Annotated in this window: 14 protein-coding genes; 11 read left to right on the top strand and 3 right to left on the bottom strand. The window is 35.4% G+C overall.

Going from position 1 to position 11,711, the window contains the following annotated elements:
• Positions 1-84 precede the first annotated feature (84 nt).
• Entirely contained in the window at positions 85-399 is a 315-nt protein-coding gene (locus tag AB3I12_RS04210; protein WP_063626928.1) for a multidrug efflux SMR transporter, read from the bottom strand.
• A 3-nt stretch (positions 400-402) separates the two neighbouring features.
• Positions 403-732: a multidrug efflux SMR transporter gene (locus AB3I12_RS04215; RefSeq protein WP_010737365.1), complete on the bottom strand. Its 330-nt coding sequence runs from the start codon at positions 730-732 to the stop codon at positions 403-405.
• A 432-nt stretch (positions 733-1,164) separates the two neighbouring features.
• Between AB3I12_RS04215 and AB3I12_RS04220 the strand changes: the two genes are divergently transcribed.
• The 11 genes from AB3I12_RS04220 to AB3I12_RS04270 all read left to right on the top strand — a co-directional run bounded on the left by AB3I12_RS04220 (position 1,165) and on the right by AB3I12_RS04270 (position 11,101).
• Positions 1,165-1,932, top strand: coding sequence for a cyclase family protein (locus tag AB3I12_RS04220; RefSeq protein WP_010737366.1), 768 nt, complete (start codon positions 1,165-1,167; stop codon positions 1,930-1,932).
• A 318-nt stretch (positions 1,933-2,250) separates the two neighbouring features.
• Positions 2,251-4,146, top strand: a complete 1,896-nt coding sequence (locus AB3I12_RS04225) for an ABC-F family ATP-binding cassette domain-containing protein (RefSeq protein WP_063626930.1) — start codon at positions 2,251-2,253, stop codon at positions 4,144-4,146.
• Positions 4,147-4,156: 10 nt separating this feature from the next.
• Positions 4,157-5,104 (top strand): thymidylate synthase, encoded by a 948-nt coding sequence (locus tag AB3I12_RS04230; protein ID WP_034700291.1) that lies wholly within the window; start codon positions 4,157-4,159, stop codon positions 5,102-5,104.
• Between the two features lie 19 nt (positions 5,105-5,123).
• The gene (locus tag AB3I12_RS04235; RefSeq protein ID WP_010719546.1) at positions 5,124-5,618 is read left to right on the top strand and encodes a dihydrofolate reductase; all 495 of its coding nucleotides are present in this window, start codon (positions 5,124-5,126) and stop codon (positions 5,616-5,618) included.
• Between the two features lie 230 nt (positions 5,619-5,848).
• A complete protein-coding gene (locus AB3I12_RS04240) occupies positions 5,849-6,691 on the top strand; it encodes a DegV family protein (protein WP_010719545.1) in 843 nt (280 codons plus the stop codon).
• A 145-nt stretch (positions 6,692-6,836) separates the two neighbouring features.
• Positions 6,837-7,730: an SGNH/GDSL hydrolase family protein gene (locus tag AB3I12_RS04245; protein ID WP_010719544.1), complete on the top strand. Its 894-nt coding sequence runs from the start codon at positions 6,837-6,839 to the stop codon at positions 7,728-7,730.
• On the top strand, positions 7,730-8,431 hold the full coding sequence (locus tag AB3I12_RS04250; RefSeq protein WP_063626932.1) for a YpmS family protein: 702 nt from the start codon (positions 7,730-7,732) through the stop codon (positions 8,429-8,431). The genes AB3I12_RS04245 and AB3I12_RS04250 overlap by 1 nt, the downstream gene beginning before the upstream one ends.
• 29 nt (positions 8,432-8,460) lie before the next feature.
• Positions 8,461-8,979: a peptide-methionine (S)-S-oxide reductase MsrA gene (msrA, locus tag AB3I12_RS04255; protein ID WP_010737371.1), complete on the top strand. Its 519-nt coding sequence runs from the start codon at positions 8,461-8,463 to the stop codon at positions 8,977-8,979.
• Positions 8,976-9,197: a YozE family protein gene (locus tag AB3I12_RS04260; RefSeq protein ID WP_010719473.1), complete on the top strand. Its 222-nt coding sequence runs from the start codon at positions 8,976-8,978 to the stop codon at positions 9,195-9,197. The genes msrA and AB3I12_RS04260 overlap by 4 nt, the downstream gene beginning before the upstream one ends.
• A gap of 121 nt (positions 9,198-9,318) precedes the next feature.
• Complete coding sequence (gene lepB / locus AB3I12_RS04265; protein WP_010719472.1) at positions 9,319-9,870, top strand: signal peptidase I; 552 nt, start codon at positions 9,319-9,321, stop codon at positions 9,868-9,870.
• Between the two features lie 217 nt (positions 9,871-10,087).
• Positions 10,088-11,101, top strand: a complete 1,014-nt coding sequence (locus tag AB3I12_RS04270; protein WP_063626934.1) for a lipoate--protein ligase — start codon at positions 10,088-10,090, stop codon at positions 11,099-11,101.
• Between the two features lie 91 nt (positions 11,102-11,192).
• Here the strand turns inward: AB3I12_RS04270 and AB3I12_RS04275 are convergent, their stop codons facing one another.
• Positions 11,193-11,591 (bottom strand): VOC family protein, encoded by a 399-nt coding sequence (locus AB3I12_RS04275; RefSeq protein WP_010737374.1) that lies wholly within the window; start codon positions 11,589-11,591, stop codon positions 11,193-11,195.
• Positions 11,592-11,711 lie beyond the last annotated feature (120 nt).

The raw sequence follows: 11,711 nt of genomic DNA on the forward strand, positions 1-11,711 counted from the left end.
AGCAAAACAGCTTTAGTGATAGTAGAAGAGACTGAGACAAGTTTTGTCCCAGTCTCACAAATGACAATAGATTCTTCAATTTAATTAGCTAACTAGTTTTAGGCCAATCACAGAAAATAAAATAATAATCATGGAAATAAATTGCAGCCAGTTCATTTTTTCTTTAAATAAAAATACTCCAAGGATCATTGAACCAATGGAACCAAAAGCTACCCAAATACTATAGCTAACCCCAGCTTCTAATGTATTCATTGAATGCGATAAAAGTAGTAAACTAGAGGCTGCAGAAATAATAGTTATAATACTCCAATTTATTTTTTTAAATCCGTGTGAATTTTTAAGAGAAAAGACCATTATGATCTCTGCTATTCCTGCTAGTATAAGATAAAGTATATCCACAGATTATTCCTCCTTTGTTGTGATTTTTAGACCCAAAATTCCTATAACTAATAATGCAGAAAACAATATTTTTTGCACAGATACACTTTCATTCAGAAATAAAATACCAAAAATGATTGTTCCAACTGCACCTATTCCAGTAAACACTGTATATGCTGCTCCAGTAGGTAAGCTTTCCATACCTTTAGCAAATAAATAAAAGCTAATAACAACGAGCAAAATCGTCAAAATGGAATAGAAAAAATGATGGAAATTCTCTGATTTTTTTAAACAAAGTACCCAAAAAATTTCTAAAAAACCTCCGAAGATAACGTAAAACCAGTTCTTCTCCATTTCGTACCTCCTTAAGAAAAATTAGATATCAGAAGACAAAAAAGGGATTGGATAAGAGTAATCTTATCCAATCCCTTAGGATCCTCCGATATTCGAAAAAAATTGTAATATATTTTTCTATTAATGTAAAGAAGATATTTCTTCTAGTCTCGAAAAATCAAGTAAAGTATACTATGTTGGACTTCCACATTATAAAATCAATAGGATAAATGACAATTATTTTTCAAGATTTTCTTCACCTTTCTAATCGTTGTAAACTGATAAAAGCATCGTTCTTAATGTCTATTCTTTATTTAATGACATAATTCAATGATTGTCCATCAGACTATCACTATAAAAAATAAATTCAAAAATCATCAAAAAAAAGTAAAATAGAAAAATTTTTTTAGTTAATATTAAAACTTAGATAATCATTCAAGGAGTTGTTAGACATTGAAATTAGTTGACTTAAGTATCACTATAGAAAATGATTTGCCCAGTGATCCAGAGGAAATGATACCTAAAATTTCATACATTGATCATGAACAAAGCGTCAACGATATGCTTCGTTTCTTTGGAACAGCAAAAAAAGAACACTTGCCTGCTGGTTTAGCATGGGCGATCGAAAAAATTCACTTGACTACGCATTCAGGTACTCATTTAGATGCTCCTTATCACTACCATCCAACAATGGATAAAGGTAAGCCAGCTTGGACAATTGAGCAAATTCCTCTTGATTGGTGTTACGGTAATGGTGTTGTATTTGATTTTTCAAACAAACCAGACGGATATCGATTAGAAATCGAGGATTTTAAAGAAGCTTTAGATGCGATGGACTATCGATTAAAAGAAAAGGACATTGTTTTAATTCGGACTGGAGCAGATCAATATTGGGGAACATCAAATTACTTAATCAGTGGGTGCGGTGTAGGAAGAGAAGCAACTTTATGGCTACTCGAACAAGGAATAAAAGTGGTAGGTACCGATGCTTGGTCATGGGACAGACCTTTACCATTCATTGCAAAAGAATTTGATAAGACCGGAGACCCTTCACTTATTTGGGAAGGGCATTTTGCAGGAATCGAGAAATCTTATTGTCAGCTTGAAAAATTAACCAGTCTTGATCAATTACCTTCCACGGGGTTTAAAATCAGTTGTTATCCGATAAAAATTAAAAATGCTAGTGCTGGTTGGGTTAGAGCAGTAGCTATAATCGAATAATTAACATCTTTCTAATTATTTTTTATAATAGGAACGTTATAGATAGTCAAAATATAAAATTTTTTTTATTTTATAGATACAAAAAAAGCACACTCCTTTGATTTTTGTTTAGGCACTTTAATCATACAAGGTTGTGTGCTTTTTGTGTACCTTAAAAAAATGAGGCAATAATCAGATTTTTTCTAACTATTATCCCACTCTAATGAAAAAATCAACACTATCTTATTTTCTCCCTTTATTTTGTCTAAGATGACAATAGAAAAATATCCGTAATTAAATTATTTTATGATACAATAACCAAGATGAGGAGGGAATGGATTGAAAGAATTAAAAGTAACTGACCTCAATAAAACGTATGGTGAAAAAGAACTATTTAACCAGATTTCTTTTTTGATCCACGAAAAAGACCGAATCGGTTTGATTGGAACTAATGGAACTGGAAAAACAAGTTTATTAAATATTTTAGCAGGTATCGACAGTGGGGATGGAGATCGACCAACAGTTTTTTATCCGAATGATTATCGAATTGGATATTTGTCACAGACAACCGAATTTTCTGATGAATTGACTGTACTTCAAGCGGTTTTTCAAGGAAATAGTCCATTAATCCGTACCGTGAGAGAATATGAGGAAGCTTTGCTTGTATTAGCTGAGAATGGCGAGGACGAGAGCGTTCAGAGACGTTATGCCAAGGCAGAAGAACAAATGAACAAAGAAGATGCTTGGAGCACAGATACAAATGCTAAGATTATCTTACAAAAATTAGGCATCAGTGAATTAGACAAAAAGATTGGCGCACTGTCAGGCGGACAAAAAAAACGTGTAAGTTTAGCACAAGTCCTAATCGATGAGCCTGATTTATTATTATTAGATGAACCCACGAACCACTTGGATTATGAAGCGATTGAATGGTTAGAAAATTACTTAAAACAGTATCGTGGATCGTTATTAATGGTCACCCATGATCGTTATTTCTTGGATCGAGTGACGAATCGCATTTTTGAACTATCATTTGGACAACTACACGAGTATCGAGGAAATTATGAAGCTTATATTTTAGAAAAAGCTGAAAGAGATCGTGTGGAAGTGGAACAAGAAGAAAAACGAAAGCGCCTGTACAAACAAGAATTAGCCTGGATGAGAGCTGGAGTTCAAGCACGCGGAACGAAGCAACAAGCACGCATCAATCGTTTTGAGGATCTTAAAGAAAACTTGTATCAAGTCAATCATGAAGCAGACCTCGAATTGAATATCGCAACGAAACGTTTAGGAAAAAAAGTATTAGAGATCAAAGATGGAACATATGCTATTGAAGGGAAACTGCTGATCAACCATTTAGATTTGTTGATTCAATCACGAGAACGTTTAGGGATCACTGGGAAAAATGGTGCCGGTAAATCAACCTTACTGAATATTTTAGCGGGACGTATTCCTTTAGATAATGGTACGTTTACGGTTGGTGAGACTGTTCGTATCGCCTACTATACACAAGAAAATGAAGAGATGAATCCCGAAAAACGCATGATTGCTTATTTGCAAGAAGCAGCTGAAGAAGCTCAAACGGCAGAAGGTATGCAAATTGGTGTGGCTGAATTATTGGAAAGATTTTTATTTCCTCGATTTATGCATGGCACATTGATCAAAAAATTATCTGGTGGCGAAAAACGTCGACTATATCTATTGAAATTGCTGATCCAACAACCTAATGTTTTACTCTTGGATGAACCAACGAATGATTTAGATATCGCCACACTGACCATTTTAGAAGATTATTTCAAGAGTTTCCCAGGTGCCGTGATTACTGTATCACATGACCGTTATTTCTTAGACAAAGTAGCAGAAAAATTATTAGTTTTTCAAGGAAATGCTAAGCAAGAATTATATTATGGGGATATGTCGAGTTATTTATTGACACAAAAAGATACAGCGCCTTTAGGTAAAGAAAAAATGAATGAACCAACGAAGCCGGCTGCTGACGTTAAAAAGGAAACAAAAAAGAAACTTTCTTATTTAGAGCAAAAAGAATGGGAAACGATCGAAGATGAAATTGCTGAATTAGAAGAACAGATTTCAGAGCTGCAAGAAGAAATGAATCATCAAGGAGATAACTTTACTCGTTTACAAGAATTACAAGCAAACGTTTCACAAGCAGAAAGCAAATTAGATGAGAAAATGGCTCGTTGGGAATACTTAAGCGAATGGGTAGAAGACTAGGAGGAAAAAAATGGAGCAAGCATATCTTGATTTAGGCAGGAAACTACTAGAAGAAGGACATGAAAAAGGCGACCGAACAGGCACCGGTACACGCAGCATTTTTGGCTATCAAATGCGGTTCGACCTACAAAAAGGATTTCCATTATTAACAACGAAACGGGTTCCTTTTGGGTTGATTAAGAGTGAATTGTTATGGTTTTTAAAAGGTGATACGAATATCCGTTATCTTTTACAAAATAACAATCATATCTGGGATGAATGGGCGTTTGAACGATATATCAAAAGTGATGAATACCATGGGCCAGATATGACTGATTTTGGCCATCGAAGCATCTCTGATCCTGAGTTTAATAAACAATATCAAGAACAAAGTCAGCTATTTTGTGAAAGAATTTTAACTGATGACGCATTTGCTGAAAAATATGGCGATTTAGGTCACATCTATGGGTACCAGTGGCGCCATTGGGAAACGAAAGATGGTGGGTTTATCGATCAAATCAAGGAAGTGGTCGAAGCAATCAAAAAAACACCTGATTCAAGACGTTTGATTGTGTCTGCTTGGAATCCAGAAGATGTTCCTAGTATGGCGTTACCGCCTTGCCACACGATGTTTCAATTTTATGTTCATGATGGTCGTTTAAGTTGTCAATTGTATCAACGGAGTGGTGATGTATTTCTAGGTGTGCCTTTCAATATTGCCAGTTATGCTTTGTTAACTCATCTGATTGCGCATGAAACTGGATTAGAAGTTGGTGAATTTATCCATACTTTAGGTGATGCTCATCTCTATTCAAATCATGTGGAACAAATGAAAGAACAACTTTCAAGAGAAATGCGTGCGTTTCCTAAATTAGTTTTAAATACAGAAAAAAAATCTGTGTTTGACTTTGAAATGGATGATATCAAGGTTGAAGGCTATGAACCTCATCCAGCAATCAAAGCGCCAATCGCAGTATGAACACAGAAAGGATGATGAAATGTTAGCTGCTATCTGGGCACAAGATGAAAATGGGTTGATCGGTAAAGAAGACCAACTGCCTTGGCGATTACCCAATGATCTGAAGTTTTTTAAACAAATGACTGAAGCGAATACTTTAGTTATGGGAAGAAAAACATTTGAAGGTATGGGAAGTCGTCCGTTGCCTAACCGTCAAACAATCGTGATGACAAGAGATCGTGATTACCAAGCTGACAATGTCATGGTTATGCACGAGATTGAAGAAGTATTGGATTATGCAAAGGAAAACGATGGCATTTTGTTCGTTGCGGGAGGATCAGCTATTTATAAAGAATTTCTTCCTTTTTGTTCGGTGCTGTATCGTACAGTCATCCATCATTCTTTTACAGGGGATACTTATTTTCCAGAAGTTGATTGGGATCAATGGTCATTAATCAATATCAGCCAAGGGGAGATGGACGAAAAAAATCCATATGCCCATCAATTTGAAACATATCAACGAAAAAGAAAATAAATAACCGATGAAAAAAGGTATTTCCTGAAAGCTTGTTTAGCACATTTTGGGAAATATCTTTTTTAATAAAGTTGAAAGGATCAATACCCATCTTTGGATGAAAACGGAATCGTTCGTAGAGGTATTTAATGAAAAAACGTCTGTTGTCTGTTATACTTAAAAAAGAAATTGCCTTTATTAGTACTTGTTGTAAACCAAAAGGCATCTTGTTAAAGGAAGAGTGAGATAGTATGACAAATGTAAAAATCGTAACAGATTCTTCTTGTACAATGGAAAAAAGTGTGCGAGATAACTTAAATATCCAGGTGATGCCGCTAGCTATCATGATCGATGGCGTGGTCTATCCTGATGACGATCAATTAGGTGGAGAAAAATTCATGGATATGATGGCTCAAGCTAAATCATTACCAAAAACGAGTCAACCGCCAATCGGTGAATTTATTTCAACCTATGATCAACTTGGCGAAGATGGCAGTGAAGTTATCTCGATCCATATGACTAAAGGTTTGAGTGGAACGGTTGAAGCGGCCCGTCAGGCAAGCAATCTGACTAAAACGAAAGTGACTGTCATCGATAGTGATACAACCGATCAGGGGCTGTCCTTCCAAGTGATCCGTGCTGCTGAACTTGCACAAGCAGGAAAAAGTGCTGATGAGATTCTTGAAGAAATCAAAAAAGTACAAGAAAATACAAAATTATATATTGGGATCTCCACATTAGATAACTTAGTCAAAGGTGGGCGCATTAGCCGAGCAACTGGTTTATTGTCAAGTGTATTGAACATACGTGCTGTGATGAATTTCACTCATGGAGAGTTGATCCCAGTTGCTAAGGGTCGAGGAAAGAAAACCTTTGACAAATGGTTCAATAATTTGAAGAAAGAATTAAAAGAACTACCAAATGTTCGGCAAATTGGGATCTCTCATGCAGATGCTCAAGAGCTTGCTCAAGAATTTAAAGAAGGACTACAAGAATTATTTCCTGATATGACGATTCCTGTTCTACACACGAATCCAGTTATTGCAACACATACGGGGAAAAACGCCTTTGCAATCATGTATTACGTTGACTAAATCAAGAGGATAAATCATTGGTCAGTTAGCCATTGATTTTATCCTTTTTTTCTTTATAATAATTCTTATTTTTTTCAGAAACACTACCTTTTTATTTTAATTTTTGATAACATAAGAAACAATCGAATAATATGAGGTGAATGATATGAAATTAACAAAACGACAACTATTGCTCGTTTTGTTCCCATTACTTATCGCTATATTTGTATATTTAGGACTATCTTTATCGATTCCAAAAGCTAAACCGCTATTAAAACCAGCAGCGACAGTTAGTCAAAAGACGGATCAAAAAGAAAAAATCCATTATGTAGCTATCGGCGATTCGTTAACTGAAGGAATAGGAGATCAAACGAAACAAGGTGGTTTTGTTCCATTAGTAGCCAACGATTTAAAAGATCGCTATGATCTGACTGCTGTTGAAATTGAAAACTATGGGGTAAACGGTGAACGGAGCGATCAAATTTTAAAACGGCTCAAGAAAAATTCAGAGATTCAAACAAACATTAAATCAGCTGACTTTATCACTTTGACAGTGGGTGGAAATGACTTAATGAAAGTGATTCAAAACGATCTATTTGGGATCAGTATCCAATCATTTAAGCGACCATTACAAAAGTATCAGAAAAATGTTGAACAACTGATCGAAGAAATTAGGAAGTTAAATGGTCACGCACCGGTTTACATCTTAGGTATTTATAATCCATTCTATTTGAATTTCCCTGAGATTAAAGACATGCAGACGATTGTGAACAACTGGAATGCTGGGACTGAGTCTGTTGTCAAAAATGCGGACAACTGCTATTTTATCCCAATCAATGATTTGCTATATCAAGGGTTAAACCAAAAAGTTGGCGTAACTGAAGAAGGAACGAATCAGTCAAGTACTAGCGAAAGTACGTCAAATAGCAAAAATAATGTATTGTATGAAGAAGATCATTTTCATCCTAATAACTTAGGCTATCAATTGATGGCAAATGCTGTACGAGATGAATTAATTGAAACGCAAGACCAATGGTTGCCAAGGGAGGATCAGAAATAATGGAAAAACGCTCAAAAAAGGTTTCGACAGAAACGAATACTGAAATTCAAAAGAAAAATTATTGGAAATGGGCTTTTTTGATCCTTTTAGGGGTTGTTCTTGGATCAAGCATCTTTTTAGGTACTCGGATTTTTGCGAATCGAGAACCGGATTTTGCTAAGGTGCCAGCGATCACCCAAAGACAAGGAGATCCAGTCTTGACCATCAACACCAATAAAGAAAAGGTCAATCAAATGATCAGTTTTTTCTTGACAGATTATCAAAAAGACCAAGGTATTCAATATAAATTTTATCTTGAAAATGAAGCGATGTTGAATGGTACGTTTGAAGTATTAGGATTTCCAATCAACTTTTATCTGTACTTTGATCCATATGTGATGGAAAATGGAAATGTCCAATTAAAAGCGAAAAGTCTTTCGATCGGCACATTGAGTTTACCGATCAAAGATATCATGAATATGATCAAGCGAAATTATAAGTTGCCTGATTGGATTGAAATCAATACGGATGATTTGACGATCATGCTACGTTTAGATCGCTTCCGTATGCAAAATGGTATGTACATCAAAGCAGATAAAATTGATTTAGTGAATGATGACATTCGTTTTAGTCTATATCTACCTAAAGAAACTGGTGAAAAGACAACGAGCAATAAAACGATAAAGAATACTGATACCACCGACACGAGTGTAACGAAGTAAACAGTGGGTCATTGATGGGAGAGAGAAGGATGGAAAGAGCAATTTTTGCTGGAGGATGCTTTTGGTGTATGATTCAGCCCTTTGATACGCTACCAGGGATTCATACGATCATGTCTGGCTATACAGGTGGACATGTGCCATCTCCAACCTATGAACAAGTCAAATCTAAAACGACTGGTCATACAGAAGCGGTAGAGATCATCTATGATCCAGAGAAAATATCATATCAAGAATTAGTGGAAATTTATTGGCAGCAAACCGATCCAACGGATGCATTTGGGCAATTTGAAGATCGTGGCGAGAATTATCGGCCGGTTATTTACTTTACGACAAATGAACAGAAGAGAATCGCGGAAGAAAGTAAAAATCGATTAGCGGCTAGTGGTCGGTTTACAAAACCGATCGTGACCACGATTGAAAAAGCACAACCATTTTATTTGGCTGAGCCAGAGCATCAAGATTATTATAAAAAAAATCCTGAAAATTTTGAGCGAAACCATGCAAGAAGAGCGGCTTTCGTCAAAGAAAACTGGGAGGAAAGAATGTGAATCAAAGCTTCTATCATTATTTAATGACTCTTCGTGGCGGTAAACAAGCAGATCAACAATCTGTTTTCGCCACAGAAGCAGGGAAAGATATCCAGTTTCCTAAACATAGTACGAGTTATGAAGAAATTTCCGATTATCTAGAATTGAATGTGGATTATTTGTCATCTATGGATATATTTGATGAGGTGTGGGAAAAATATTTAGAAAACAGCCATTGATTCTGCGTTTGTTTTCTTCATTTTTTAGAAAAGATCAAAAAGGAAACATCTAGTCGCATTTTTTGTTTTTTTTTTCTATAATAGAGAAAGAACGATAACCTTGAGAGTGGAATGATGGATATTGACAAAAAAACAACGCTATATCGACCGTTTTTGGCTTATAATCAAATATATACTTTGCTCCATCTTGATCGCTTTTATTTTAAGAGGATTTCTTCTTATTCCAGTGCCAGTGGAAGGTAATTCGATGGAAAACGTCTTGAAACAAGGTGACATGGTTGTAATGGAAAAATTTTCTGAAATCAGACGGTTTGACGTAGTTGTTTTTCAATTGGCTGATGGAACGATTTATATCAAACGAGTGATCGGGTTGCCAGGAGAGACAATTAGCTATGAGAATGATCAGCTGAAAGTGAATGGAAAAGTGGTCGAAGAACCTTTTCTAACGAAAAATAGAAAGTCAGATCATGAAAGTAGTCCTTATACAACGGACTTTACTCTGGAAGAATTAACGAATAAGACAAAGTTGCCAGCCGACAGTTACTTTGTTTTAGGGGACAATCGACGTGTTTCGAAAGACAGTCGCTCCTTTGGTATGATTACAGGAAGCGAAATATTGGGTAAGGCTCGCTTTGTTTACTATCCCTTGAACGAGATAAAATGGATTGGGTAAAGAAAAGAGATCATTCAGCATGATTTCAAGGCGCTAATGCCACCGCTAATTTGTTTTAGAGTGAAGCGACCTCCAAAAGTTAGATTTTCTGGTCTAACTTTTGGAGGTCGCTTTTTTACTTGATTAAAATAGTACAATTAAGATATAAAATGAACTAATTTCTTGCCATTTTATGTTCTAAAAGAGATGATAGGAGAAAAAGTAAGAAGGGATAAAAGTGCGCTATCATATCATGGAAAGTTTAGATATTCGGAGAAATCTAGCAACAGAAGAATATCTTATGAACAGTTTTGACAGTGATGAACCTTTGTTTTTATTATATATTCAAAAACCTTGTGTGATTATTGGACGAAACCAAAATAGTTATGAAGAAATCGATCTCAAGTATTTAAGGGAAAAAAACGTGACACTCACTCGGCGAACCTCAGGTGGAGGTGCTGTATATGATGACTTAGGAAATCTAAGCTTTAGCTTTGTGACCAGCAAAAATGCAATGAAATTTGGTGAATATGAATCCATTACCTCGCCTATTATCACAGCATTAAGAAAAATGGGCGCAACCAAAGCAGAAGTTGGTGGACGTAATGATATGTATATCGAAGGAATGAAATTTTCAGGGAATGCCATGTATACGAAAAAAAATCGGTTATACTCACATGGTACACTGATGTACGACGTTGATTTGTCCGTTCTTGATAAAATTTTGACGGTTTCCAAAGAAAAGATTGAGTCTAAAGCAACGAAATCAGTAAAAAAAAGTGTGACGAATCTTAAACCATTTTTAAAGGAAGAATATCAATTTGAAAAAAACGCTGATTTTCGAGATGCACTGATTTGTGAGGTCTATCAGGTCAATGATCTGCAAGAAATTGAAGATAAAAGGGTAGATTTGACGAAGAAAGATGAACAAAACATTGAACAAATCGTCCAGAATCGTTATGCCAATGATGATTGGGTCTATGGTGAAACACCAAGGTTTTCGGTGAAACGCAGAATCAGGCTCCCAAAAGTTGGAATTGTGGATGTCCGTTTGTCGACACTGCATGGGAGAATCAATGAGATTCGTTTTTATGGTGATTTTTTTGGACAAAAAGATGTAAGTATTCTTGAACAACAATTACTTGGTCAAAAATTTATTTATGAAGAAATAAAAAACGCATTAAATGATATGACTGTTTCAGATTATATCTTTCATTTTAATAACGAAGATCTACTAGCACTACTATTTTAGTCAAACAAGCCAAAATAAGTGTATAGGAGACCAAGATAATTTATCTAAAAAAGCCTTCCATCTCTTTTTCTAATGGAGGGCTTTAAAAAATTTACATTTTCATCCAGACAGGCTCTAATGTATTTCCATCTAAATCTTGGACTTCAAGTGAAAACATTTCTTCTTCAGACATGCCCATATCGACTTCATGGTAGCTTCCGCCATTTTCTTTCGCCGTATTCGCAAACTTTTTAACTTCATCCGCATTTGCTACGCTAAAAGAAATCAAAGCACCACTCGTTTTTTTATTGTCTGCAATTTCTTTGTCTTTTAAGAATTTTTTGTAAAAACCGTGAGAGAGTAACATGATCCAAAATGTGTCGTCCCAAACCACAGCGCTTGCTTCGTCAGTTGAAAATTCTTCATTTTTCTTAAAGCCCAATTTTTCATAAAAAGCAACAGACTTGTCTACATCTTCAACGGGGAAATTAACAAAAACCATACTGTTCATTTGTACCTCTCCTTTCTTTTATCCTATCATCTATTAAAATGTAAACGTTGTCAAAAGATGCGTGCTGAAAGAATTCTTCTTTACAGTTTTATAAACGTTCATTGAATATATTTATCGGCA

Source organism: Enterococcus sp. C65 (genome assembly GCF_040887165.1).
Taxonomy (GTDB): domain Bacteria; phylum Bacillota; class Bacilli; order Lactobacillales; family Enterococcaceae; genus Enterococcus_B; species Enterococcus_B hirae.

Bases quoted from the DNA above. Each gene is read 5' to 3' on its own strand.
- AB3I12_RS04235 (WP_010719546.1), top strand. From the start codon at position 5,124: ATGTTAGCTGCTATCTGGGCACAAGATGAAAATGGGTTGATCGGTAAA.
- AB3I12_RS04250 (WP_063626932.1), top strand. From the start codon at position 7,730: ATGGAAAAACGCTCAAAAAAGGTTTCGACAGAAACGAATACTGAAATT.
- AB3I12_RS04240 (WP_010719545.1), top strand. From the start codon at position 5,849: ATGACAAATGTAAAAATCGTAACAGATTCTTCTTGTACAATGGAAAAA.
- AB3I12_RS04215 (WP_010737365.1), bottom strand. From the start codon at position 732: ATGGAGAAGAACTGGTTTTACGTTATCTTCGGAGGTTTTTTAGAAATT.
- AB3I12_RS04275 (WP_010737374.1), bottom strand. From the start codon at position 11,591: ATGAACAGTATGGTTTTTGTTAATTTCCCCGTTGAAGATGTAGACAAG.
- msrA (WP_010737371.1), top strand. From the start codon at position 8,461: ATGGAAAGAGCAATTTTTGCTGGAGGATGCTTTTGGTGTATGATTCAG.
- AB3I12_RS04230 (WP_034700291.1), top strand. From the start codon at position 4,157: ATGGAGCAAGCATATCTTGATTTAGGCAGGAAACTACTAGAAGAAGGA.
- AB3I12_RS04245 (WP_010719544.1), top strand. From the start codon at position 6,837: ATGAAATTAACAAAACGACAACTATTGCTCGTTTTGTTCCCATTACTT.